This window comes from Fulvivirga sedimenti, assembly GCF_020328055.1.
This window is the reverse complement of sequence record NZ_JAIXNE010000001.1, coordinates 784,775-810,544: the sequence shown is the minus strand read 5'-3', so window position 1 is coordinate 810,544 and position 25,770 is coordinate 784,775. Positions and strand designations below refer to the sequence as shown.

At 45.0% G+C, this 25,770-nt stretch carries 26 protein-coding genes; 18 read left to right on the top strand and 8 right to left on the bottom strand.

Translation table 11 applies throughout. From position 1 onward, the window contains the following. Positions 1–138 precede the first annotated feature (138 nt). Entirely contained in the window at positions 139–951 is an 813-nt protein-coding gene (locus tag LDX50_RS03755; RefSeq protein ID WP_225697073.1) for a DUF6090 family protein, read from the bottom strand. A gap of 32 nt (positions 952–983) precedes the next feature. After that, on the bottom strand, positions 984–2,948 hold the full coding sequence (locus LDX50_RS03750; protein ID WP_225697072.1) for an OmpA family protein: 1,965 nt from the start codon (positions 2,946–2,948) through the stop codon (positions 984–986). 186 nt (positions 2,949–3,134) lie between these two features. Here LDX50_RS03750 and lon point away from each other — a divergent pair, with 186 nt between their 5' ends. From lon to hslU, 3 genes are read left to right on the top strand one after another with little or no spacing between them, the layout of a single operon-like run. Next, on the top strand, positions 3,135–5,600 hold the full coding sequence (gene lon, locus LDX50_RS03745; RefSeq protein ID WP_225697071.1) for an endopeptidase La: 2,466 nt from the start codon (positions 3,135–3,137) through the stop codon (positions 5,598–5,600). Positions 5,601–5,623: 23 nt separating this feature from the next. Further along, positions 5,624–6,628, top strand: a complete 1,005-nt coding sequence (gene porQ, locus LDX50_RS03740) for a type IX secretion system protein PorQ (protein ID WP_225697070.1) — start codon at positions 5,624–5,626, stop codon at positions 6,626–6,628. Continuing rightward, positions 6,625–8,016 (top strand): ATP-dependent protease ATPase subunit HslU, encoded by a 1,392-nt coding sequence (gene hslU, locus LDX50_RS03735; RefSeq protein ID WP_225697069.1) that lies wholly within the window; start codon positions 6,625–6,627, stop codon positions 8,014–8,016. The genes porQ and hslU overlap by 4 nt, the downstream gene beginning before the upstream one ends. Before the next feature lie 3 nt (positions 8,017–8,019). Here the strand turns inward: hslU and LDX50_RS03730 are convergent, their stop codons facing one another. Both LDX50_RS03730 and ettA read right to left on the bottom strand, forming a co-directional pair. Beyond that, positions 8,020–8,511 (bottom strand): SixA phosphatase family protein, encoded by a 492-nt coding sequence (locus tag LDX50_RS03730; protein WP_225697068.1) that lies wholly within the window; start codon positions 8,509–8,511, stop codon positions 8,020–8,022. Continuing rightward, positions 8,512–10,191, bottom strand: a complete 1,680-nt coding sequence (gene ettA / locus LDX50_RS03725) for an energy-dependent translational throttle protein EttA (protein ID WP_225697067.1) — start codon at positions 10,189–10,191, stop codon at positions 8,512–8,514. 254 nt (positions 10,192–10,445) lie between these two features. On the opposite strand from ettA, the gene LDX50_RS03720 reads away from it, so the two are divergent. After that, positions 10,446–10,667 carry a DUF2795 domain-containing protein gene (locus tag LDX50_RS03720; RefSeq protein ID WP_009578808.1) on the top strand — a complete coding sequence of 74 codons (222 nt, stop codon included), beginning with the start codon at positions 10,446–10,448 and terminating at the stop codon, positions 10,665–10,667. Positions 10,668–10,704: 37 nt separating this feature from the next. Here the strand turns inward: LDX50_RS03720 and LDX50_RS03715 are convergent, their stop codons facing one another. Then, positions 10,705–11,397 (bottom strand): 2-C-methyl-D-erythritol 4-phosphate cytidylyltransferase, encoded by a 693-nt coding sequence (locus LDX50_RS03715; protein ID WP_225697066.1) that lies wholly within the window; start codon positions 11,395–11,397, stop codon positions 10,705–10,707. Positions 11,398–11,427: 30 nt separating this feature from the next. Further along, entirely contained in the window at positions 11,428–12,474 is a 1,047-nt protein-coding gene (gene queA / locus LDX50_RS03710; protein WP_225697065.1) for a tRNA preQ1(34) S-adenosylmethionine ribosyltransferase-isomerase QueA, read from the bottom strand. 114 nt (positions 12,475–12,588) lie between these two features. Between queA and LDX50_RS03705 the strand changes: the two genes are divergently transcribed. Further along, entirely contained in the window at positions 12,589–13,851 is a 1,263-nt protein-coding gene (locus tag LDX50_RS03705) for an ABC transporter permease (protein ID WP_225697064.1), read from the top strand. A 58-nt stretch (positions 13,852–13,909) separates the two neighbouring features. Here LDX50_RS03705 and recA read toward each other — a convergent pair whose 3' ends face one another. After that, entirely contained in the window at positions 13,910–14,944 is a 1,035-nt protein-coding gene (recA, locus tag LDX50_RS03700) for a recombinase RecA (protein WP_225697063.1), read from the bottom strand. A 257-nt stretch (positions 14,945–15,201) separates the two neighbouring features. Here recA and LDX50_RS03695 point away from each other — a divergent pair, with 257 nt between their 5' ends. The 9 genes from LDX50_RS03695 to tsf all read left to right on the top strand — a co-directional run bounded on the left by LDX50_RS03695 (position 15,202) and on the right by tsf (position 22,305). Continuing rightward, positions 15,202–16,227 (top strand): aminopeptidase, encoded by a 1,026-nt coding sequence (locus LDX50_RS03695; RefSeq protein WP_225697062.1) that lies wholly within the window; start codon positions 15,202–15,204, stop codon positions 16,225–16,227. 5 nt (positions 16,228–16,232) lie between these two features. After that, positions 16,233–17,030: a DUF3108 domain-containing protein gene (locus LDX50_RS03690; RefSeq protein ID WP_225697061.1), complete on the top strand. Its 798-nt coding sequence runs from the start codon at positions 16,233–16,235 to the stop codon at positions 17,028–17,030. A gap of 89 nt (positions 17,031–17,119) precedes the next feature. Then, positions 17,120–17,809, top strand: a complete 690-nt coding sequence (locus LDX50_RS03685) for a response regulator transcription factor (RefSeq protein ID WP_225697060.1) — start codon at positions 17,120–17,122, stop codon at positions 17,807–17,809. A 3-nt stretch (positions 17,810–17,812) separates the two neighbouring features. After that, positions 17,813–18,871: a sensor histidine kinase gene (locus LDX50_RS03680; protein WP_225697059.1), complete on the top strand. Its 1,059-nt coding sequence runs from the start codon at positions 17,813–17,815 to the stop codon at positions 18,869–18,871. Between the two features lie 21 nt (positions 18,872–18,892). Next, a complete protein-coding gene (locus tag LDX50_RS03675) occupies positions 18,893–19,606 on the top strand; it encodes an RluA family pseudouridine synthase (RefSeq protein WP_225697570.1) in 714 nt (237 codons plus the stop codon). Between the two features lie 121 nt (positions 19,607–19,727). Beyond that, entirely contained in the window at positions 19,728–20,174 is a 447-nt protein-coding gene (rplM, locus tag LDX50_RS03670; protein ID WP_225697058.1) for a 50S ribosomal protein L13, read from the top strand. A gap of 2 nt (positions 20,175–20,176) precedes the next feature. After that, positions 20,177–20,563 carry a 30S ribosomal protein S9 gene (rpsI, locus tag LDX50_RS03665; protein WP_225697057.1) on the top strand — a complete coding sequence of 129 codons (387 nt, stop codon included), beginning with the start codon at positions 20,177–20,179 and terminating at the stop codon, positions 20,561–20,563. Between the two features lie 36 nt (positions 20,564–20,599). Then, positions 20,600–21,370, top strand: coding sequence for a 30S ribosomal protein S2 (gene rpsB, locus LDX50_RS03660; RefSeq protein WP_225697056.1), 771 nt, complete (start codon positions 20,600–20,602; stop codon positions 21,368–21,370). Positions 21,371–21,474: 104 nt separating this feature from the next. After that, complete coding sequence (tsf, locus tag LDX50_RS03655; protein ID WP_225697055.1) at positions 21,475–22,305, top strand: translation elongation factor Ts; 831 nt, start codon at positions 21,475–21,477, stop codon at positions 22,303–22,305. A gap of 113 nt (positions 22,306–22,418) precedes the next feature. On the opposite strand, the gene LDX50_RS03650 is transcribed toward tsf, so the two are convergent. Further along, the gene (locus tag LDX50_RS03650) at positions 22,419–22,706 is read right to left on the bottom strand and encodes a sll1863 family stress response protein (RefSeq protein WP_225697054.1); all 288 of its coding nucleotides are present in this window, start codon (positions 22,704–22,706) and stop codon (positions 22,419–22,421) included. Between the two features lie 74 nt (positions 22,707–22,780). On the opposite strand from LDX50_RS03650, the gene LDX50_RS03645 reads away from it, so the two are divergent. The 4 genes from LDX50_RS03645 (at position 22,781) to LDX50_RS03635 (ending at position 25,769) form a co-directional block, all read left to right on the top strand. Beyond that, positions 22,781–23,467, top strand: a complete 687-nt coding sequence (locus LDX50_RS03645; protein WP_225697053.1) for a hypothetical protein — start codon at positions 22,781–22,783, stop codon at positions 23,465–23,467. A 4-nt stretch (positions 23,468–23,471) separates the two neighbouring features. Further along, on the top strand, positions 23,472–23,597 hold the full coding sequence (locus LDX50_RS30725) for a hypothetical protein (protein ID WP_255647313.1): 126 nt from the start codon (positions 23,472–23,474) through the stop codon (positions 23,595–23,597). Beyond that, positions 23,598–24,278 carry a (d)CMP kinase gene (gene cmk / locus LDX50_RS03640; RefSeq protein ID WP_225697052.1) on the top strand — a complete coding sequence of 227 codons (681 nt, stop codon included), beginning with the start codon at positions 23,598–23,600 and terminating at the stop codon, positions 24,276–24,278. It begins immediately after the preceding gene. 132 nt (positions 24,279–24,410) lie between these two features. Then, entirely contained in the window at positions 24,411–25,769 is a 1,359-nt protein-coding gene (locus tag LDX50_RS03635; protein WP_225697051.1) for a Na(+)-translocating NADH-quinone reductase subunit A, read from the top strand. Position 25,770: the final 1 nt, after the last annotated feature.

The window sequence follows — 25,770 nt, the reverse complement described above, 5'->3', positions numbered from 1 at the left end:
TACCTGAATCGCATTCGCATTATAATTTATCGGCCCATATTCAAATTGTGATAACATCAGCCTTGTGTCGGAACCAAGACTCGCATCCGGCTGGAGATTTAAGAAAAGATGGACGATGTGCCCATTTCCCCTAAGATGCTATTTAATCTCGCTTTCAATTAAATGAATAATCTCTATAATCCGGTTCCGATACCCTTCGGATTCCCAATTGATTCCTTCATTTAGTAAAACGGCATTGGACAGTATTCCCTCGATTTTTTTATTATTCAGAATTTCCGACACAGGAGGCATATTATCTGATTTGGGAATTCTGATTTGATTGATCCTGGATTTGTCGAGCAGGTAGTTCATATTTTCAGGGTCTTCATAAAAGCTGATATTTAAATTCCTTGAAATACCCAGGTCGATAAATAATGGAATGGCATAATTATTCAGGAGATTCACCCATTCATTTTCCTGCTCCCGCAGGTTGGCAATACTGGATGACCACGTGCTAAGGAAGTGCCGCAGAGAATCATTTCTGATGAGTTGAATTTTATCGGAATTCAATTCTTCATTTTGTATCGGGTCAAAAGTTGGTGCCAATAGCACGACACTGATTTTTCTGAACAGCGTATCGATGGATACTTCCTGTTTTAAATCTATATATCTCAGAACATCCGCCGATTGCTGCATAATGTTTTCACGCAGCTGAATTTTGCTTTCTAGCTGTGCCAGGTTCGTCCTGAACTCCGCGGCCAGCTGTTTTAATATTTTTTGTTCCTGAATTCTGTCCTTGCGTTGCTCATTCCAGTTATTGATGGATAATGCAATCAAAATACCAATCACAACAAGAATGATCTCACCTATTGCATATTTGAGATAACGACCTGCCTGCAGGCCCGGGCCGGCATCCTTAGCCTTTTTATTTTTTCCCATAAGATCGAAACGTATTCTTCTGAAGAATTTCATGATTATTTAAGCGATGGGATGACGAACACTGATTAATCCCTGTATATCTCAAATTCCACCCTGCGGTTCAGCCGCTTGTCCTCTTCTGTTTTTTCCTCCACGATAGGCTTTGAGCTGCCATAGCCCCTGGCCGATATGCGTGATTCATCAATCTTGCCGAAATAGATCAGGTACTCCTTGATCACATCAGCGCGCTCCTGGGATAATTGCAGGTTGGCATCTTCCCGCCCGTCTGAATCCGTATGGCCGGAAATACGTAATAAGAAATCGGGATTGTCGAGCAGAAAATCCGCAAGCTTGTCCAGATCCCCAAACATCGGTGTCGACAGCTCAGAACTTCCTTCTTCAAATTCAATAGAAGCGAATTCCATCCGGCTTGAGATGGGAACCGTGGTTCTGTGAAATTCCATATTTCCATTCAGATAAAAGAGTTCCTCGATCCGAAAAAACTCTTCCCCCTGCAGGATCAGCAGGTAGTTATTGTTATTGATCAGGTCAAATTCAAAGGAACCATCGGGCCGTAAAAATTTAGGTGCAACCTCGATCCCATTGTCCAGGTCTATAATGGATACGATCCCCTTGAACGGCTTTCCGTTTTCCTCATTGATGAGTGATCCCGTGATTTTAGTATTCGCCAGTGGCTGGGCGCCCATCGGCAAAGGAAAGGAATACAGATCCAGGTTGTTCATCCGGTCAGATACCGACCGGGCATAGTACAGATCATCTGACCGTGAATCGATTGTAAAATAAAACTCACTGCCATCACCATTCACCAGGGGACCTATATTGATCGGCTCGCGCCAGTTCACGCCCCCGTAATATGCCTTGTAAATGTCAAATTCACCGAAATTAAGATTCTGACCATTGGAGCTGAAATAAAGCACATCATCAACATGATGATAGAACGGACTTACATCGGAACCCCGTGAATTGATGATCGGCCCGATATTCCTGGCTCTTGACCACCCGTCTTCTGTGTGAACAGAATAATAAATATCCGACAAGCCGAACCCGCCAATTCTGTCGGAAGCAAAATAGAGCGTATCCTCGCCGTGGGAGAGGGAAGGGTGAGAGTCCCATGCCACGCTGTTAATATTAACACCCAGGTTTTCGGCATTACTCCAGGTACTGTCCTCCTTTAGCCGGCTCACGAAAATATCACAATCGCCATAGCTGTCCGGTGAATTACAACGTGCGAAATACAGGGTTTTTCCATCTTTCGACAAACATGCAGACCCCTCATTGTACCGTGTATTGACACCTTCCATCGAAACGGCGTTCTCCCAATACTCACCATCTTTATAGCTGATGTACAGATCCTCATCTTCCACCGGGTCCACCCCTCTGAAATTTGCATTGCGCTTGGAAGTAAAGATCAGCTTGGTATCACCATTGCCAAGCGCCGGGGCATAGTCGGATTGTTCGGAATTTATTTCCTGGCCCATGTTAATCAGTACACTGCGCGGAGGCTGGAGCGTGTCAACTTCCTGCCGGAAGTCCACCAGTTCGTAATAATATTTTAAGGGAACGTAATAGTCCTTGTCATTTACTGTAAGCGAATCGTAGTAGAGCTGAATACTGGCGATATCGATATCTTCACGGTGGTGCCGCAGCACAAGCTTGTAGAGCAGGATTGCTTCATCCCGGTTTCCGAATTTTTCCGTAAGTGTTGCCAGTCGCCAGATCAGTTCAGTTTCCCGGTAAAAATTCATGATGCCGAATTTACTCACATAGTCACGCAACAGGGGGTATGCTGCCTCCCATTTTTCACCTGATATCAGGTTTTGTATTTCGCGCAGGTCCTTCTTGTTTTCGTAATAGGCGATGTTATTTACATTCGGAAAAAGGAAAAGATCGGAGTCACTATAGGTTGACAAAGTGTCATTGAGGGTAAGCTGACCAACGGCTTTCGTTTTCTTCTTTTGACCCAATAGGTCGGAAACCGGCGTTAAACACGACCAGAGTACAATACCGTAAAAAATCAATCGGAATTTCAAGAAGCCTCCGTTTTATAAACTGTGATTAAAGATGTTACAAAAAACAATTTTTATCAAGAAACGTGCCTGAAAGAAGTTTGGCACAGCGCTTGACCTATTAGGGGTTACGAATAAAATCCCCTGAATACAGGGGTATGAATGTCATTTTGACATATTTTTATATACTTAATAGTCGGAGGAAACTTTATGTTCAAGGACCTGATAATGTCGGATCTGGGTGAGGCGGAAGCGGAAGACTTGATCCAACTAATAAATCCTGATGAAGAAATAAATGAGCAGCAGGAGGATTATCCTGATGAACTGGGAATTTTGCCCATTCGCAATACGGTGCTGTTCCCGGGAGTTGTTATACCCATAACAGTAGGACGGCAGAAATCGATAAAACTTGTAAAGAAGGCGTATAAGGGTGACCGCATCATCGGAGTGGTGGCACAACGCAATGATCAGACAGAAGATCCTTCAACAGAGGATTTGTACGAGGTTGGAACAATTGCGAAGATTGTTAAGATGCTTGTGTTGCCCGATGGGAATACAACCATTATCATTCAGGGCAAGCGACGCTTTAAGATCGATAACTTCACGTCGGAGGATCCATTTTTTATGGCAAAGATCTCCTTGCTGCAGGGAGGATTTCCCTCTACAGGTAAGAAAGAAACCAAAGCGATCATACAGTCATTGAAGGACTCTGCGTCCAAGATTCTTAAACTGAATCCTGAAATTCCCCAGGAAGCTCAAATGGCCCTGGACAATATTCACAACCCGGTTTTTCTTACCCACTTTCTTTCATCCAATCTGAATGCCGAGGTGGTAGAAAAGCAGCGGCTGCTGGAAATGGAAGATGGCCTGGAGCGGGCAACATTACTGCTGGAATTTATGCTCCGGGAGATCCAGCTGCTTGAGCTGAAAAATGATATTCAGAAGAAGGTGCACACCGATATCGATCAGCAGCAGCGTGATTACTACCTGCGCCAGCAGATTAAGGTGCTGCAGGATGAGTTGGGATATGACGGTCCGGACCAGGAAATTGAAGCCCTGCGGGCAAAGGGAAAAGACAAGGCATGGCCAAAGGAGGTAGGGGAGCATTTCAACAAGGAACTGGACAAGATATTGCGGATGAATCCGGCGGCAGCCGAATATCCTGTGGCGATGAACTATGCGGAGTTTCTGCTGGAATTGCCGTGGAATGAATACACGGCCGATGACTTTGATCTCAAAAAAGCCCGGAAAATTCTTGATAAAGATCACTTTGGAATGGACAAGGTGAAGGAACGGGTGATAGAATACCTGGCGGTATTGAAGCTGAAGAAAGAGCTGAAGGGGCCTATATTGTGCCTGTACGGACCTCCCGGTGTGGGTAAGACTTCGCTTGGTAAATCAATCGCCAAATCATTGAACCGTAAATATATCCGGATGTCCCTGGGAGGAGTGCATGATGAAGCTGAAATCCGTGGTCATCGAAAGACTTATGTGGGCGCCATGCCGGGCAAGGTGATCCAGAACCTGAAAAAAGCAGGTTCATCTAATCCGGTATTTATCCTGGATGAAATTGATAAGGTGAATTCTGATTTTCGTGGTGATCCTGCTTCCGCATTGCTTGAAGTCCTGGACCCCGAACAAAATAACGCGTTCGTGGATAATTACCTTGAACTTGAATACGACCTTTCCAAGGTGCTTTTCATCGCTACGGCCAATTCCCTTGATACCATTCATCCGGCACTTCGTGACCGGATGGAGATCATCGAGATCAATGGATATACCCAGGAAGAGAAAATACAAATTGCCAACCGTCACCTGATACCCAAGCAGATCAGGGATCATGGCCTTACCAAAAGCCAGGTTTCATTCCAAAAACCGGCGATTCGGACAATCATTGAAAGCTATACCCGGGAATCCGGCGTGCGAAACCTGGAGCGGCAGATCGGTTCAGTTGTTCGAAATGTCGCCAAAAATGTGGCGATGGAGGATCTTACTGAAAAGCAGGTTATAGACGTTGCCAAGGTGAAAGAGGTTCTCGGAGCTGAAATGTTTGACAAGGAATCATATCAGGGAAATGATGTAGCCGGTGTCGTAACGGGTTTGGCCTGGACACAGACCGGCGGAGAGATTCTCTTCGTGGAAGCCAGTCTAAACCGGGGCAAGGGTAAACTTACGCTATCCGGACAGCTGGGCGATGTGATGAAGGAATCGGCCATGGCCGCGATTTCCTATCTCAAGGCCAACTCTGAGCAACTTCACATTGATTACCGGGTTTTTGATCAGTATGATCTGCATGTACATGTTCCGGCGGGAGCTGTTCCAAAAGACGGTCCGTCGGCGGGCATCACCATGCTTACATCACTGGCCTCGATCTATACACAGCGAAAGGTGAAGTCCCGGCTGGCAATGACCGGTGAGATTACCCTCAGCGGGAAAGTACTGCCGGTAGGGGGCATTAAGGAAAAAATCCTTGCCGCCAAGCGTGCGGGAATCCATGACATCATAATGTCTGAACGAAACCGCCGCGATATCGGGGAGATCAATGCAAAATATGTAAGCGGACTCAATATACATTATGTACAGCATGCGGACGAGGTACTTGAGTTGGCACTGCTCAAGCAGAAGGTGAAAAATCCACTTGAATTCAGGCTTGAAGAGCCCGCCAATAAGGCGTAGATTTACCCGGCATGAAACCTGCTATGGGTAATAGGAAAATATATTTGGTTCTTCTCCTGATCCAGCTGATTCCGGCGCTTGGAATGGCTCAGCCGGGAGATGGCTCATTCAGTTTTATGGATGTTCCTTCATTTGCGAGATTGACCGGTCTGGGTGGCTACCTGGTTTCCCAGCCCAATGCAGATGTGAATCTTGTGCTGACAAATCCTGCGCAAAGCGGTGACAGCCTCGATTACAGCGTTTCCGTAAGCTATATGGATTATTTTGCCGATGTGCGGAAAATGCAGTTCGCGTATCAGCACCGTTTCAACAGGGCGGGAAGTTGGTTTGCTGCTGTGGACCATATCGGATATGGTTCCCTGGAAGGTTATGATGAAACCGGCCAGGCGATCGGTGAATTCAAATCGGGGGAAACACTTGTATTGGTTGGGACTTCGCATCAGGTAGGGATCTTTCGCCTGGGAGCATCCTTAAAGTTCATCTCATCCAATATTGCCGGATTTGGGGCAAATGCCGTAGCCCTGGATCTGGGGGGTACCTTTAAGCACCCGGAGAAGGACCTGTCGGTCGGGCTTGCGGTGCGTAACCTTGGGGCGGTTATTTCCGATTATGATGATGGAGCTGCTTCCGATCTGCCTTTTGATGTGCAGGCCGGGGTTTCCTTCAAGCCTGAGTTTATGCCGTTGAGATTTCATCTTACGCTGTTTAACCTTACCGACTGGGATACGGCAGAAGGGCTGGAAGATCCGGGTACGGCGGACCTTTTTTTCAGACACCTGAACGTTGGAACAGAACTATTGTTACATAAAAGGGTGCATGTGAGATTCGGATATAATCATCTGAATCGAAAGGAACTACGTCTGGATAATGCAGCAGGCGGAGCTGGCATATCCTATGGAATCGTTTTTTTCGTAAAGGCGTTTTCATTTGCATATAGCCGTGGCGGATACCATGTTGCAGGTGGGGCCCATAATGTAACACTAACAATAGATACGAAATCGCTATTTAGAAAAGGAATTAAGTTATGAAGGACGGACAGAATTATTTCACGCCTCGTGAGATCGTGGCGGAACTTGACAAATATATTATTGGTCAGAATGATGCCAAAAGAAACGTAGCGATCGCATTGAGAAATCGATGGAGACGCATGAATGTTCGTGAGGATATTAAGGGGGAAATTGTACCCAACAATATTCTGATGATTGGGGCGACGGGTGTTGGAAAAACTGAGATTGCGCGCCGTCTTGCCAAGATTGCTCATGCACCGTTCACGAAAGTTGAAGCATCAAAATTTACTGAGGTGGGATACGTGGGAAGGGATGTGGAAAGCATGGTCCGCGATCTTGTGGAGCAATCCGTGAATCTGGTAAAAACTGAAAAGCAGGAAGAGGTGAGGGTAAAGGCCGAAGCGATTGTGGAGGATATTATTCTCGATGCCTTAATTCCGCCGGTAAAGAATACCAGGCCAACTACCACTACGGGAAGCACTGAATTGATGACGGATTCGGATGCGGAACTCAACGAAAAAACCCGGGAACGTTTTCGTCAGAAAATCCAGAACCGGGAATTGGAAGACCGGAAGATTGAGATCAATGTAAAAAAACCTGCGAATTCGGGTGTTGGAATGATCGGAGGAGGAATGATGGATGAGGCTTCCATGATCAATTTGCAGGAGATGATCAGTGGTATGATGCCCAAGAAGGACAAAAAGCGTAAGGTTACAATTGCGGAGGCCCGTAAGATTCTTCTGGAAGAGGAATCTGCAAAGCTCATCGATATGGATGAAGTGAAGGATGAAGCTATTCAGAAGGCAGAGAATACCGGAATTATTTTCATTGACGAGATCGATAAGATTGCCGGTGGATCAGGTAAGTCGGGCGGCGGACCGGATGTGAGCCGTGAAGGTGTTCAGCGTGATTTGCTGCCGATCGTGGAAGGAAGTACGGTAAGTACAAAGTATGGCCTTATCAAGACTGATCATATTCTTTTTATTGCTGCTGGCGCATTCCACGTGGCAAAGCCTTCGGATCTGATTCCTGAATTACAGGGACGTTTTCCGATTCGGGTGGAACTTGAGAATTTAACGAAAGACGACTTTTATCATATTCTGAAAGATCCGAAAAATGCGCTCACCAAGCAGTATGAAGCACTGCTCGATGCGGAGGATGTGAAGCTTGAGTTCCAGGATGAGGCGATGCTGGCTATTGCAGATACTGCATTTCGAATTAACTCCGAAGTGGAGAACATAGGAGCAAGACGGCTTCACACGGTCATGAGCCGCTTACTCAATGAGATCCTGTTTGATGTGCCGGATAAAATTGGTCCGAACGCCCAGATCGTAATCACTGCGGAAATGGTTCATGAGAAACTGGAAAGTCTGGTTAAGAACCGCGATCTCAGCGAATTTATTCTATAAATATCAGCGGTTCTTTGGGAAATCGAAGAACCGCATGATTCCCTTTCCGAAGGCGATATTTTTCCAGCTGCTAATATCAAGATCGCTCATGATCATCCCTGCGGTTGGGATATTATAGATGGACGTATTGTTCAGGTAGTTTGCAAAGGATGTAAGGCCGGGGTTATGCCCGAAGATTGCCACATTCAACCAAAGATCATCTGTTTTTTTGAGTATTTCCAGAATCTCGCCTGAAGATGCATGATACAGGCGTTCATCTTTTTTAATGGCTTTTTTAGGGTATCCAACGGCTTCAGCTACTGCGATACAGGTATCGATTGCACGTTTTGCGGGGCTTGAGATCATGAGATCAGGGAAGTAGCCCGATTTCTTTAGCCTGGCGCCCATTTCCGGAGCATCATTTCCGCCCCGTTTGTTCAGGGGTCTGTCAAAATCATCCAGGTTCGGGTAATCCCAGCTGGATTTTGCGTGGCGGAAAATGAGTAGCGATCTCAATTATGCGAGTTTTTTGTAGCGAATCCGTTTCGGAACCAAATCACCCAGTCTCGCTTTGCGGTCTTCCTCATATTCGGTGAAGTTCCCGTCAAACCATTTAACCTGTGAATCACCTTCGAATGCAAGAATATGTGTACATACCCGGTCAAGGAACCAGCGATCGTGTGAAATGATCACCGCACATCCTCCAAAATTTTCCAGTGCTTCTTCGAGTGCCCTCAGTGTATTTACATCGAGGTCGTTGGTCGGTTCATCGAGCAGAAGGAGATTTGCACCTTGTCGCAAGGCAATCGCCAGGTGGACACGGTTCCGCATTCCTCCCGAAAGTTCCTTGAGTTTTTTCTGCTGGTCGGTTCCGTTGAAGTTGAATTTACTCACGTACGCTCTGCTGTTCATTTGTTTATCCCCCAGGTTGATCAGCTCGTTGCCTCCGGTAATCGCCTCCCAGACTGTGCTTTCCGGCTTCAAATCATCATGCTCCTGGTCCACATATGCAATTTTTACGGTAGGTCCGACTTCAAACGTACCCTTGTCAGGCTGCTCCTGCCCGGTGATCATCTTGAACAAGGTAGTTTTTCCTGCACCATTGGGACCGATGATTCCAACGATACCGGCTTTTGGCAGGTGAAACTCGAGATTTTCATAGAGGAGCTTATCTCCGAATGCCTTGGCAACGTCGTGAGCTTCGATTACTTTGTCACCTAAGCGAGGGCCAGGTGGAATAAAAAGTTCAAGCTTCTCTTCTCTCTCCTTCGATTCCTGGCTAAGAAGCTGGTCGTAGGCATTCAGACGTGCTTTAGCTTTTGCATGCCGGCCTTTGGGTGACATTCGTGCCCATTCCAGCTCCCGCTGCAGTGTTTTCTGTCGTTTGCTTTCTGTTTTTTCCTCTTGAGCAAGGCGTTTTTGTTTTTGTTCAAGCCAGCTTGAATAATTTCCTTTCCAGGGGATCCCTTCCCCGCGGTCCAGTTCCAGAATCCATCCTGCAACATTGTCGAGAAAATAACGATCATGAGTAACGGCAATTACGGTACCCGGATATTGTTGAAGATGATGTTCTAACCAGTGAACCGACTCTGCATCGAGGTGGTTGGTTGGTTCATCCAGCAATAGTACGTCTGGCTGCTGGAGAAGCAGGCGGCATAGGGCAACACGCCTTTTCTCTCCACCCGACAAATATTCAATTTTCGCGTCTGCGGGGGGTGTACGCAGCGCATCCATGGCTTTTTCAAGACGTGTCTCCAGCTCCCAGGCATTTACCTGGTCAAGCTTTTCCTGAACTTTTGCCTGTTTTTCAATCAGATCGTTCATAGCGTCCGGATTTTCCAGGATTTCCGGCTCAGCGAATTTCAGGTTGATCTCTTCGAACTCCCGAAGCAGATCCACTGTTTCCTTTACACCTTCTTCCACAACTTCCTTTACTGTTTTAGCGGGATCCAATTCGGGCTCCTGCTCCAGAAGGCCAACGGTATATGTGCCATCAAAAACAACTTCCCCCCGAATATCCTTGTCTATCCCTGCGATAATTCTGAGTAAGGATGATTTACCGGAACCATTGAGACCCAGGACGCCAATTTTCGCGCCGTAAAAAAAGGAAAGATATATGTTCTTCAATACCGTTTTATTAGGTGGATATACTTTCGATACCCCGGCCATTGAGAAGATGATTTTTTCGTTCGCCATACGTTAGATGATATTCAGTTTTATCAAAGTTATTGCTTGATAATCAAAGTTATGGGAGAAGTTGTTAAAAAAACCTGACAAAAAGGTTACTTATAATAAACTTTTATAATCAAACAGGTGTTACCGCGGTAAATTATTGGAAACATCCTATTTAAACTGGGGGGAAGTAAAATATCTCTGTTAATATTTGTTTTCTTGTTAATAATTATATTTTTGCAGCAAAATTTAAAAGGCATTAAACAGGAGGGTTTATTATGTATTGGACACTAGAATTAGCATCATATCTTGAGGATGCGCCCTGGCCGGCAACAAAGGATGAATTGATCGACTATTCAATTCGTACAGGAGCGCCACTGGAAGTGGTTGAAAATCTTCAGGAACTTGAAGATGACGGACAGCCTTATGAAAATATTGAGGAAATTTGGCCGGATTATCCTACCAAGGAAGATTTCTTCTTCAATGAAGATGAATATTAGCCTTCCTAAAAAAAAATTATGAGATGGGAGCTGGTCACTACTGATCAGCTTTTTTTCTTTCAGCTAATAACGCTTCAGCAACAACCAGGTCTTCCGGTGTTGTTATCTTTATATTCTCGTAGCTTCCCTCAAACAGGGAAATTTTATGTCCCAGTTTCTCAGCCACACTGGCATCATCAGTCAGACTTGGATCTTCTTTCTGGCGGTACGCATCTTTAATGAGTGATACATCAAAAGTTTGTGGTGTTTGAATCAGCCGATATTTCGATCGGTCAACGGCTTTGGTCGTATCCTGATCCGTAATCCGGATGCTTTCTTTTAGTCTTACAGCGGCAACAGCGCTTTTATGAACTGCTGCCAGTCGAAATGAAGCACCGATGATATCTGTGGCAACAAGCGGACGAACTCCGTCATGAATTGCCACCAGACCGTGGGTTTCCTGAATACACGCCAGGCCATTTTGTACCGACTGGAAGCGGGTTTCGCCTCCTGAAGCAAGAGTCATCGGAGGATGGTAATCCAGTTGGTCGCAGATTTTATTCCAGGTATTGATCTCAGATTCAGGTAATACCACAATGATCTCGATATTGGAAGAGTATTCAAGAAAGGCATTGATGGTATGCGCAAGCACAGGCATCCCGTTCAGCATCATAAACTGTTTGGGCGTTTCTGATTGCATTCTTGTGCCGCGTCCGCCGGCAACTATGATGGCGTATTCTCTTCTGGACATAATAAAAGGGGCCAATTGAGCCCCTTTAATTTAAATGATCAGCATAGCGTCCCCATACGTGAGGAAGCGATATTTTTCTTTTTTCGCAATTTCATATGCTTTCATGACCAGGTCGTAACCTCCAAAGGCACATGCCATCATCAATAATGTTGATTCAGGAGCATGAAAGTTCGTGATCATTGCGGAACAGATCTTGAATTCGTAGGGCGGAAAAATGAACTTATCAGTCCAACCTTGTTTTTCCTTCAATCGGCCACTTGCAGAAACAGCTGATTCCAGTGCTCTCATGGATGTTGTGCCGACAGCGCAAACCTTCTTTTTCTGATCAATGGCTCTGTTTACTATCTCGACTGTTTCAGGCCCAACCTGGAAATTCTCAGAATCCATTTTGTGCTTGGTGAGGTCTTCAACATCCACGGGACGGAAGGTGCCCAGACCGATATGCAGTGTGATATCGGTTTTCTCCACACCTTTTATTTCAAGTCTCTTCAGCAACTGTTCGGTAAAGTGCAAACCTGCTGTTGGAGCAGCAACGGCACCTTTGTGCTTTGCGTATATGGTCTGAAAGCGTTCTCTGTCGGATTCTTCCGCCGGACGATCGATGTATTTTGGAAGAGGGGTCTCTCCAAGAGTGTCGATAGTCTTATAGAATTCTTCATCGGTTCCGTCAAAAAGAAACCGGATTGTGCGACCACGTGAAGTGGTGTTATCGATAACTTCTGCAACCAGATCGCCTTCCCCGAAATACAGCTTATTTCCAACCCGGATCTTTCGCGCCGGATCTACCAGCACATCCCATAGGTGCATTTCTTCATTCAGCTCCCTGAGCAGGAATACTTCGATCTTCGCACCGGTTTTCTCTTTTCTGCCATACAGCCGTGCTGGAAAAACCCTGGTATTATTGGCGACCAGGACATCTCCTTCTTCGAAATAATTAACAACGTCTTTAAAAACCTTGTGTTCAATCTCGCCAGTGGCACGGTTAATAACCATCAACCTGGATTCATCCCGATTTTCTGCCGGATACATGGCCATTAGCCCAGTCGGTAGATCAAACTTGAATTCTGATAACTTCATACGTATAATTGTGGTAATTCAGACAAGGATAATTTCTAAATAGAACTTGCAAAGTTATAGAATCCTTCTGACAATAATAGTGTTCAGGAGAATTTGTTAAACCGGCAGAAGCTAATGGTAGTTTTAACTCAGATCATTGAAAGTTTTCGGTTCGCATGGAACGCCCTGCGGATGAATATCCTGCGGACAGTACTTTCGCTACTGGGTGTGACCATCGGCATATTTGCCATTATTTCGGTGCTAACTATTGTTGATTCCCTTGAGAAGAATATACGGCAAAGTCTTGATTTCCTCGGAAATGACATCATTTATGTGAATAAATGGGAATTTCTTCCTGATGCAGAGGGTGTATACAAATGGTGGGAGTTTATGCGCCGACCCAATGTATCCTATTTTGAATACAAGATGCTGGAAGAGAACCTTCAGCACAGCGCTGCCATTAGTATTTTTGCAGATCGTGGCGGACATACCCTAAAGAAAGGGAGTAATTCCATGGAAAGCGTGAATCTCACAGGGGCCAGTTATTCCTACAAGGATACCAAAGAGCTTGATATAGAAAAAGGACGCTATTTCACTCCCACGGAAGCGGCGGCAGGCAGAAATGTTGCAATCATCGGGTCGGAAATTGCGAAAACGCTGTTCCCCGGCAATCCATCTCCGATTGGGGAAACGATGAAAGTGAAGAACATCAAATTTGTCGTAATCGGTGTGTTGAAATTCGAAGGTGAAAGCTTTCTGGGCACGCCCAGTGCCGATGAGGTATGCATAATTCCATATGGTTCTTTCCGGAAAATGTATCAGACGGGAACTGGTTCCTCCAATGAGCTGGGATCAAATATCGCTGTAAAGGGATTTTCCTCCGATATCGGCCTGATAGAACTTGAAAATGAAGTGGTTGGCACTATGAGAAATTTAAGAGGACTGAAGCCAAAGGAAAAGGATAACTTCGCCTTGAACCGGCCGGAAGCACTGGGAAAAGTGCTGGACGGCTTATTCAATGTACTCAATATGGCAGGATGGGTAATTGGTGGCTTTTCAATCCTCATCGGCGGTTTTGGAATCGCCAATATTATGTTTGTTTCAGTTAAGGAGCGGACGAGTGTAATCGGTTTGCAAAAGTCACTCGGTGCCAAAAACTACTTCATCCTCTTCCAATTTCTCTTTGAATCTATTTTCCTGAGCCTTATTGGCGGGGGTGCAGGCTTATTCCTCGTATATCTCATCACCCTTATTCCCATGGGAAGCCTTGAAGTTACGATGTCCCTTTCCAATATATTGCTGGGGCTTGGCGTCTCCACGGCGATTGGAACATTGTCTGGAATCATTCCCTCCGCACAAGCTGCCAACCTGGATCCGGTAATCGCTATTCGGAGCTAAATAAAAAAATGGCTGATGTAGGAACACCAGCCATTCTATATTCTATCAGTTAAATTCTTTAGTTATCCTCTGCCGCCGGAATGGGCTTTTCAAGATCTTCGCCTTTGATCGTTGCCTTAATCTTTGCCTCAATTTCCTCCATTAATTCAGGGTTGTCCTCGAGTAATGATTTCACGGCATCCCGACCCTGGCCGAGTTTATTATCCTCATAACTAAACCATGAACCAGCTTTCTTTACGATTTCCAGTTCAACACCCAGATCAATGATTTCACCGACTTTGGAAATTCCACGTCCGTACATGATATCAAACTCCACAACTTTGAATGGAGGCGCCACTTTGTTCTTTACTATTTTCACTCGTGTGCGGTTTCCGGTAATATCGTTCGGGCCTTCCTTGATCTGACCAATGCGGCGAATATCAAGCCGGACCGACGCATAAAATTTAAGCGCATTACCACCCGTTGTTGTTTCGGGATTACCGAACATCACACCAATCTTTTCACGTAACTGGTTGATGAATATACAGGAGCAGCCTGTCTTATTGATGGTACCGGTAAGTTTACGGAGTGCCTGTGACATCAATCGTGCCTGGAGGCCCATTTTGCTTTCCCCCATTTCACCCTCGAGTTCACCCTTTGGTACGAGCGCTGCTACGGAGTCAATCACAATAATGTCGATAGCTCCGGAACGAATCAAATGCTCTGCAATTTCCAGTGCCTGCTCCCCGTTATCGGGTTGTGAGATGAGTAAATTTTCTGTATCGATACCTAGTTTTTCAGCATAAATTTTATCAAATGCATGCTCGGCATCAATAAAGGCGGCAAGCCCTCCGGCTCGCTGCGCCTCTGCGATGCAATGCATCGACAGGGTTGTTTTTCCGGAAGATTCTGGTCCGTAAATCTCAATAACACGACCGCGTGGAATCCCCCCAACTCCAAGTGCAATATCAAGGCCCAGAGATCCTGTGGAGATCGCGGGCACGTCCACTACACGTTCGTCAGAAAGTCTCATTACGGCACCCTTGCCGTAAGTCTTTTCCAGCTTGTCGATCGTTAATTGTAATGCCTTAAGTTTTTCGTTCTTCTCGCTCATCTGTGATTATCCGTTTCTGTTCAATAGGGGTGAAGTTACTAATTACATTTCAGAATTAATTCAATATTTTGCTAAAAATATTAGGAAAATTTATTTGCAGTCTTTTTTTTCAAATTCGTACCGTAACTGTCGCACTAATTTCTCTTTGCAGGAGGACAATATGTTTCCGTTTCAATCATTTTGAGTCCCGTTGAATAAATATGTATCTTCGTTTTCATCGGTTGCCGATTTTCATCATCTGAATTTATTTTTTCGGAATGTTTAAAAAAACAGCACTCATCCTTCTTCTGATCCTGCTTGTTGTTGCTGCGTGGAACTACAAATTGATTCGTTACGGACTGCAGCAGGGCCGCGGGCAGCTTTCCATTGTCTGGAACGCCCGGGACGTGAATGAGGTAATGAATGACCCGCAGGTCCCCGATTCTGTCAAGACAAAGCTTTCCTATATTTCCGTTGTCCGTCAATATGCAATTGACTCCCTGGGATTAAATGATACCGACAATTATACCACACTGTATGATCAGAAGGGAAAACCGGTATTATGGGTCGTAACCGGAACGAAGCCGTTTGCATTCGAGCCGTATGAGTGGGATTTTCCTGTGGTAGGTACGGTGCCGTACAAAGGTTTTTTCAGGGAGGAACTCGCAACCAGAGAGATGGAGGCAGTTTCGGCAAAAGGCTTTGATGCCGGAGTTCGTACCGTAGGCGGATGGTCTACCCTCGGATGGTTTCGGGATCCTATCCTGAGTGAAATGCTGACTCGAAGTGACGGCGACCTGGCCAATCTGATTATTCACGAGCTTGTACATTCAACGATTTTTGTGAAAGACAGCGTTACCTTCAATGAGAATCTCGCTTCTTTCATTGCCGACAAGGGCACGGTGCTATTTCTGAAGTCACATTTCGGAGATTCATCCGTCCAGGTGCTAAATTATTACAGGGAACTGGGCGATGAAAAGAAATTTGCAGATCATATTCTACTGGGTGCTGATAAGCTGGATAGTCTGTATTCAAACTTGAGCAATCTTGATTCAGCATCCCTGGCAGTTAAAAAAACGAATCTCATCCGGAAAGTTGTTGAATCGGTGGATACACTTCAATTAACGTTTAATTATGATATTCGGTCACGGCTTGAGGCGCAATTCCCAAATAATACGTACTTTATGTCGTTTATCAGATATAGGGAACGACAGCAGGATCTGGATTCCTTATTTTTTTCCAGGTATGAAGGCAATCTCAGATTCATGATTTCAGAATTCATTAAGACATATCCGTATCTCTGATGATTATGCGAGCAGTCATTTTTTTATTCTGTCTGATCCCACTCCTGGCCCTTCTTCCTCCTTCTGAAGAGAATCAAAGGCAAGGGCACAAGATCACTTTTGGTCCGGGTGAAGAACTGAATTATCGCGTACATTACGGATTCCTGAATGCAGCGGTTGCCAGGATGGTGATCGGGGAGGATATCCATTATGTAAATGGCCAACCATGCATGAAAATCGATGTTTACGGTGAATCTGTTGGCATGTTTGATCTGTTTACACGGATACGTGACAACTGGGGTACATATTTCGATACTACGAATATCCGGCCGGCGCGATTCTATCGCGTCCTTGAGGAAGGCAAATACCGGAAGAACGAAGTTGTAACCTTTGATCATTCCAGGGAGATTGCCTATACCCGCGAATTTTCCTTCAGCCAGAACCGCTGGAAACCCGTTGTGGAGGCCAAAGTGCCTTCGAATGTTCAGGATCTGGTAAGCGGTTATTATTTCCTTCGGACCTATGACTTTTCGAAAAACAAGCCCGGTGATTTAATTACACTCAAAGCCTTCTTTGATAAGGAAATGTATGATTTTAAGATCCGATTTGTAGGCAGGGAAGAAGTTAAAACCAACCTTGGCGTTATTCGGTCTCTTGTGCTTTCACCCATTATGCCGGAGAACAGCCTGTTCGATGGCGAAAATTCCATCCGTATATGGATTTCCGATGATATAAATAAGGTGCCGCTGAAGATTAAGGCAAATATGTTTGTTGGTGCAGTTGAGATCGATATAGAGTCCTTCAAGAAGGGAAAGGTTAAGTAATTGTTAAGATATTTTTACTGCCTTTGTATTGAAACCAAAAGATAATAGCTTTAACTTTCAATACCGAAACTACAAAAATCTAAAAGGATATGGGAAACAAGCAGCATCACAAAGTGCTTGTTGTGGATGACGAAGAGGCCATTCTTGAACTCTTGAAATACAACCTGGAAAAGCAGGGCTACGATGTGAAAACCGCAGCCGACGGAATGAAAGCGGTTGAGATCGCGAAAAAATATCATCCGGACCTGATTTTACTTGATATTATGATGCCAAAGCAGGATGGTGTTGAGACGTGCCGTCAGATTCGCGATATTCCTGAACTGGCACAGACATTCATTATCTTTCTTACTGCCCGCTCCGAAGAGTATTCAGAGGTGGCCGCCTTTGATGTAGGAGCAGATGACTATATCACAAAACCGATTAAGCCACGCGCGCTGATGAGTCGCATCAGTGCATTATTCCGAAGGGATTCCAAGAAAAAGACCGTTACCAACCAGGTTTCAGTGGGAGATATGGTGATTGACCGATCAAGCTATACCATCCGTAAGGACGGAGAGGAGATCACCCTTCCGAAAAAGGAATTTGAACTCCTGTATTTTCTGGCTCAAAATCCGAATAAGGTATATGGAAGGGATGAGCTCCTTCAGAATATCTGGGGTTCCGATGTTTACGTACTGGCCCGCACGGTCGATGTGCATATCCGGAAAGTTCGAGAAAAAATCGGCGACAATTATATCAAGACCATCAAGGGGGTAGGATATAAGTTTAACCTGAATTAACGCATGACCTTCAATTCACGCGGCATTGCCTTTTTGCTGGCGATCTGCGTCGCGGCAGTGACGACTGCCTTCCTTTCTTTATTTGAAGAAGTAACCCGAAATGCACTGGTGGTCACATTCTTTGTGTCGCTGGGTGCTACCTACCTGTTGGTTTTTATCGTACTGGAATTTCTCATCTTCAGGGAGATGAATAATATCTATGATCTGCTTCAGAAATTACGTTCTGATCAGCCCATCAACCTTGAGAATATGGATAGCAATCCGCTTAATCCATTCCGGAAGATTAAGGAGGACATTCATCAGTTTGTACAACTCAAGGAAAAAGAGATCGATGAGCTGAAAAAAATGGAGGCCTTCCGCAAAGAGTTTATTGCAGACGTCAGCCATGAGCTCAAGACCCCCATTTTCGCCGCACAGGGGTTCGTACATACATTGCTGGATGGGGCGGTCAAGGATAAAAGTGTACGTACCCGTTTTCTTAAGAAGGCTGCAAAGAGCCTTGACGGACTCGATCTGCTGGTTCAGGATTTACTAACCCTTTCCCAGATAGAAACCGGTGAGATCAAAATGCATTTCGAGGATTTTGATATTCGTCGGCTTACGGAGGAGGTTTTTGATCAGTTTGAAAATAAGGCAGAAAAGAAAAAGCTGGATATGAGCTTTGAGCCGGGAATACCCGATGAGGTAATTGTACATGGTGACTGGAAGCGTATCAATCAGGTCATGACCAATCTGATCAGTAATGCTGTTAAATATTCCGGTGAAAAAAGCAAAGTTCGGGTGAACTTCATTCCTGAAGGTGAATTCGTGGAGATCGTGGTGAGTGATACCGGTGAGGGAATCCCTGAAAAAGATGTCAAGCGAATTTTTGAGCGGTTCTACCGCGTTGATAAAAGCCGTTCGAGGGAAAAGGGAGGAACCGGACTGGGACTTGCCATCGTGAAGCATATAATGGAAGGTCATAATACCAAGGTTGATGTGCGAAGTACGGTTGGAAAGGGATCTGAGTTCAGATTTAAGCTTAAAGCTGGCGAGGAACATCACGCATTGGACGAGGTTTGATTAACTTTGTCAAAAAAAGCGTTGAGTAAACCACAATTCAAAGATCTTATTCTGGTGGAAACGGATGATTTCATCGTCATCAATAAACCGCCGTTTGTTGCAACCCTGGAGGATCGGGTGATGGACACCAATATCCTGTCGATGGCGCGGGGATATCATGCGGAATCGCAGGTATGTCACCGGCTGGATAAGGAAACTTCCGGTGCGCTGGTGATTGCAAAGCACCCGGAAGCATACCGGCATATGTCTATGCAATTCCAGAACCGGCAGGTTTCCAAGATTTATCATGCAGTAAGTGAGGGCATACATGATTTTAATGCCCTTAATGTAGAGGATGCGATCAGAAAGCTGGGAAATGGAACTGTTTGTATTGATAAAAGGAAGGGTCGTGATGCACAAACGATCTTTACCACCCTTCATGCCTATAAGAAACATACACTGGTGGAATGCCGCCCGGTAACGGGGCGTATGCACCAGATACGGATTCACCTTGCCCATTACGGAGCGCCAATATCCGGAGATATACAATATGGCGGGCATCCATTTTTCCTTAGTAATATCAAGCCGAAGTACCGGTCGGGCAGGGATGAAGAGGAGCAGCCATTAATTCGCCGGCTGGCATTGCATGCAAAACAGCTGACTTTTGAAGATTTGAAAGGAGAAAAAATCGCTGTTGAAGCTCCATACCCCAAGGATTTCAGGGTTTTGGTGACACAATTGGAAAAAAATTCATGAGGTGAAGGTTATATCCTGCAAATATTTATACCCCATGTTGCTTTTAAAATTATATACATCTATCTTTGTGTCCCTTTTCGAGGGGAGTAGTGAATAATGTCAAAAAATAAAGCTTGAAGGCGTGAATATTTTAAGTTATAAAACCATTTCGGCAAATAAGGCGACTGTTAATAAGGAATGGGTCGTTATCGACGCTGAATCTAAGGCGCTGGGAAGACTGGCGAGTGAGGTTGCCCGTGTTATCAGGGGTAAGCACAAGCCTGATTTTACACCGCATGTGGATTGTGGGGATAATGTGATTGTGATCAATGCGGATAAGGTAAAACTTACCGGTAAAAAATGGACCGACAAGCAATATGTTTCGCACACCGGTTATCCGGGCGGTCAGCGTACTGAAACTCCCAAGGAGGTGATGAACAAGAAGTCGTCAACGATCCTGGTGGAGCGAGCTGTTCGTGGCATGCTTCCTAAGAATAGATTAGGGCGCGCTTTATTCGGTAATTTATACGTGTATGAGGGCGAAGAGCATCCTCATGCGGCCCAACAACCCAAAGAACTCAAATTTTAAGAATGGAAGTAATCAGTTCAATCGGAAGAAGAAAAACATCGGTGGCCAGGATATATATGACTGCCGGTAAGGGAGAGATCGTGGTGAACGAGAAGTCTGTGAAGGAATATTTTCCTTCGGAGATTCTGCAAACAATTGTTATGCAGCCCCTGGACGTAGTAGATGCAATTGGAAACTTCGACATCAAGGTAAACGTTGATGGCGGGGGACCGAAAGGACAGGCAGAAGCAATTCGCCTGGCAGTTTCGCGTGCTCTGGTAGAAGTTGATACTGAGCATCGCCCGCCTTTGAAAAAGGAAGGTTTCCTCACGCGTGATCCGCGAATGGTGGAACGTAAGAAATACGGTAGAAGAAAAGCGAGAAGAAGATTCCAGTTCAGTAAACGTTAATACGTACTGTACCTGGCGAATCAGAAAACAAGTAATATGGCAGATAAATTAACACAAAAAGACTTACTGGATGCTGGTGTTCACTTCGGACACTTAACGAGAAAGTGGGATCCTAAAATGGCTCCGTATATTTTTATGGAGAAGAATGGTATCCACATTATTGATTTAAATAAGACCCTTGAGTGCCTCGACAAAGCATCTTATGCACTTAAGAACATCATTCGTTCCGGACGAAAAGTACTTTTCGTTGCAACAAAGAAGCAGGCTCAGGACGTCGTTGCCGGTGAGGCACAGCGTTTGAACATGCCTTATGTAACAGAACGATGGTTAGGAGGTATGCTTACCAATTTCGCTACCATCCGTAAATCATTGAAGAAAATGACGTCAATCGAAAAGTTGATGAAGGACGAGTCCTATCAGAACCTGGCGAAGCGCGAACGTTTGATGATTTCACGTGAGAAAGCGAAGCTGGAGCGGGTATTGGGCGGTATTGCCGACCTTAACCGTCTTCCTGCAGCATTGTTTGTAATCGACGTAAAGCGCGAGCACATTGCAGTGAAAGAAGCTCAGAAACTGAACATCCCTGTGTTTGCAATGGTTGATACGAATTCAGACCCTACCGGAGTTGATTTCCCTATCCCTGCGAACGATGATGCTTTCAAGTCAATCTCCCTGATCACAGGCCGAATCGGTCAGGTGATCGAAGAGTCGCTCATGGAAAGAAAGAAGGACAAGGAAGAAGCGGCAATGAAAAAGGAAGAGGAAGCGAAGAAGAAAGCTGACGAAAAAGAGACCGTAGAGAAATAATACGTCATATTTGAATGATCATACAAAATTGAACATCGGTCGCATGCTGGTGTTCAATTTTTTTTAATAAGTAACCTAGTAGTTAATTCATAAAAGTATAAACCATGGCTATTACAGCAAAAGAAGTAAATAAGCTCAGACAAATGACTGGTGCAGGTATGATGGACTGCAAAAAGGCACTGGTTGAGGCGGATGGAGATTTCGAAAAAGCAATTGATCTACTCCGTAAAAAGGGGCAGAAAGTATCTGCTTCACGGGCAGACCGTGAAACCACTGAAGGGTCGGTATTCGTTAAAACAAACGAGGATCACACCCAGGGGGTTATGGTTGCATTGAGCTGTGAAACAGACTTTGTAGGTAAAAACGAGGAATTTGTAAAACTTGGTGAGCAGATCCTTGATGTTGCTTTCGACAAGAAGCCTTCAGATATCGAGCAGTTAAAGGCTGAGAAAATCGGTAATCTTACCGTTGCTGAAAAAATCACAGAGCTGATCGGAAAGATTGGGGAGAAAATTGAAATCACTGAATTCGTAACTGTTTCAGGTGATGCCGTTGTTCCTTATATCCATGCAGGAAGCAAACTGGGTGTATTGGTAGCGCTAACGGGTGTTAACGGTACCGACGTAACCGATGCTGGTAAGGACGTGGGTATGCAGATTGCTGCCATGAACCCGGTAGCAGTTGATGAGTCAGGCGTAGACGCTGAAATAGTGAAGAAGGAACTGGAGATCGGTAAGGAGCAGGCCCTCGCTGAAGGAAAACCTGAAAACATTGTTGAAAAGATCGCTCAGGGTAAACTTCAGAAGTTTTACAAAGATAATACCTTGCTCAAACAGCAGTTCGTAAAGGATTCTTCCATTACTGTTCAGGATTATCTTAACAGTATTACCAAAGGACTTTCTGTAGCCAGCTTCAAGCGGGTTTCTATAGGATAATAACACGTAGATTATAAAAAAAAGAGGCTGTCTTTTCAGGATAGCCTCTTTTTTTTGCCCCGGCAGGAATGCTTTTATCTTATATATGATCCTCGCTCAGCGAGAAGGGAAATTTATTTCGTCTCCTTTTTCCTGAAGGCGGCTTCAATGGCTTTGCCAAGTTCCTGGGCTGCACGGTCCAGCCGTTCATGTATTTCATCAAACCGGTCCTTGTGCTTTTCACGGAATTCATCAATTTCTTCCCGGATTGTATCGCCTTTTTTCTTTAATTCTTCAATTTCGTCGGCATAGTCGGTCTTCGCCTTCTCTTTCAGATTATGCAGGTCGCTGATCATGGCATCCAGCCTTTTGCCGAGGTCCTGCATGAATTTTTCGGCATTACCTTGTGCATTTGTGGTCATGGTCTGTTAAGTTTGGTTCGCTGTTATGAATTTACGAAACATCGTCGTGAACAGCGATGTTATTACAGGTAAATATGTCACAAAATCCGCTCGAAGATATAGCCAAAATGCTGCATGATAAATGCAGTGCGAAGCAGGTGGCTTTTAAAAACCTTCAAAAAGCATTTGAACTCCTTTACCATGAGTCACGTCATGTGATTGATACCATCGGAGGACATCTCATGGAAGGTACGGATCCTGATGTACGCGTTGGAGTATTTGAGATCGGGGAGAATGAATTTCATGTAAAAATCGCCGGTGATCTGCTGGTATTTATCCTGCACACGAACATTGTAACGCTGGATCCGGAACACGGACTGAATAAATCGCCCTATGTGCTGGAGAATCCCTCCCGCAGGTACCTCGGACAGATCAATGTGTACAACTTTATGGCTGATTCATTTAAGTACAACCGGCTGAATGATACAGGCTATCTCCTGGCACGTTTTTTTGTGAATGCCGATAACCATTTCCTGGTGGAAGGCGATGGGCAGCTCGGCTATAATTTCAATGATATTTCAGATCGGGAGATCAATGAAAGCGATGTCAGTATTTTTATTCAACTGCTGATGGTTCGTGCGGTTGAATCCGATCTTATTACACCACCATTTCCAACGATCCGGATGATCACACTGAATGAGAAGGTAGGCCTGTCTGCTTCGGTGGGGATGGGGCAAAAAATTGGTTTCCAGATGTCTCATGACCGGGACAAACCTGTTTAATTCCATGAAAAGACAATGGATCATCATATTCCTTTCGCTCATCCTGGCTGCCGGCTGTGCTTCTTCCAATAAACGACCCGGTAAGATCAAGCCAGGCAAGCCGATCCCCTGTCCGCAAAAAGATTGCTAAATGAAAAAAATCATTATTGCCATCGACGGATATTCAGCCTGCGGTAAAAGTACCACAGCCAAGCGTGTTGCCGAAGAACTCGGCTATGCCTACATCGATTCGGGTGCCATGTACAGGGCCGTCACGTTGTATTTTCTTGACAATCATGTGAGCATCACGAATCTGAAGGAAGTGGAAAGGGCGCTTGAGAAAATCAATATTCATTTCGAAAATATCAGTGGAGCAAATACGACTTTTCTGAATGGTGCGAATGTTGAAAAACAGATTCGCAAAATGAATGTTAGTAATCATGTGAGCGAGGTAAGTACCCTTGCTGTGGTTCGTCACGCTATGGTTGCTCAGCAGCGGGCCATGGGAAAAAGGAAGGGTGTGGTTATGGATGGAAGGGATATTGGCACAGTAGTGTTTCCCGACGCAGAACTCAAGGTCTTTATGACTGCGGAGATGGGTATACGCGCAGGAAGAAGGCAGCTGGAACTTCTCGAGAAAGGGCAGGCGCTGAACCTGGATGAAATCCGGGAGAACCTTGAAAAAAGGGATCATATCGATGCCACCCGGGAGGAAAGTCCGTTACGAAAAGCCGATGATGCCGTGATTCTGGATACATCCGGAATCACCCTGGAAGAACAAGTGCAGCAGGTGGTGGCGCTCGCAAAGGAAAAAATGATGGAGAATGCCTGAAAATCTCTTTTTTAAAGGTATTTGAGGTGTTTTTTATTTAATGGTAAAATAGAGACAATCAATTTTAATTGTAGGAAAAATTCTTAATTTTGCCACAATTTTAAAGGTAGACCAGAATCTTACGAAGAACGCATGTCTAAACAGATCAAGCTAAGGAAAGGGTTTGATATCAATCTGGCGGGTAAACCCGACAGAAAAATCGCCGAGGCGGCTCAACCTGAAACATTCGCCTATAAACCCACCAGCTTTCACGGTATATTACGGCCTAAATTATTGGTCAAAGAAGGAGATACTGTGAAGGCAGGAACACCGATACTTTTCGATAAAAAGAATGACCGGGTTAAACACGTCGCACCCGTTAGCGGTGAAATCGTGGAAATCCGTCGTGGAGAAAAGAGAAAATTACTGGAAGTGGTGATCCTTGCGGATCGTCAGATGGAATATGAAGCCTTCACCGCACATCCTGAACCGGAAGCGTTATCACGTGAAGCGATCGTTGAACATCTGCTCCAATCCGGCACATGGTTGAATATCACCGAACGGCCCTACGGAGTGGTGGCCAATCCGGAAGTAACACCAAAGTCTATTTTCATCAGTTGTTTCGACAGCCATCCGTTAGCGCCCGACTACAATTTTATTTTCAAGGGCAATGATGAATATTTTCAGACAGGTCTGGAAGTGTTGAAAAAGCTGACTTCCGGCCGTGTGAACCTGGGCGTATCTGGTGACAGTGAAACTCTTCCGATGTTTACCAATGCTTCGGGAGTGGATGTACATACCTTTAACGGGCCACATCCGGCAGGAAATGTGGGAGTTCAGATTCATCATGTGGATCCGATTGCCAAAGGTGAGATCGTCTGGACGCTGAATCCGGCAGGTGTGATTCAGATAGGCAAACTTTTCCGTGAAGGAAAGTATGACGCATCCCGAATCGTTGCAGTAACCGGATCTGAAATCAAGAATCCTCAATACTACAAAACCTATACCGGGGCAAATATTAAGAACATGATTGCAGGTAATACTACCTCCGACCATGTACGCTATATCTCCGGAAATGTCCTGACCGGAACACGCATCGCTAAAGATGGTTTCCTGGGATTCTACGATCAGCAGCTCACTGTAATTCCGGAAGGGGATTATTATGAAATGTTCGGATGGATTAAGCCGACTTTCAACAGGCCAAGTTTCCACCGGGCATTCGGACTGCTGAGCTTCCTGAATCCGGGTAAGGAGTATGTGGTTGATACGAATACAAAAGGTGAGCCGCGCGCATTCGTGCAGACCGGTGTGTTTGAAAAAGTAACACCCATGGATATCCTGCCAACATATCTTTTCAAAGCCATCCTGGCTGAAGATTATGATGAAATGGAAGCATTGGGAATTTACGAACTGATTGAGGAGGATGTAGCCCTTTGTGAATACGTGGATGTCTCCAAACATGATATCCAGGAAATTTTGAGAGAAGGTTTAGATTTATTAAGATATAGTTAAT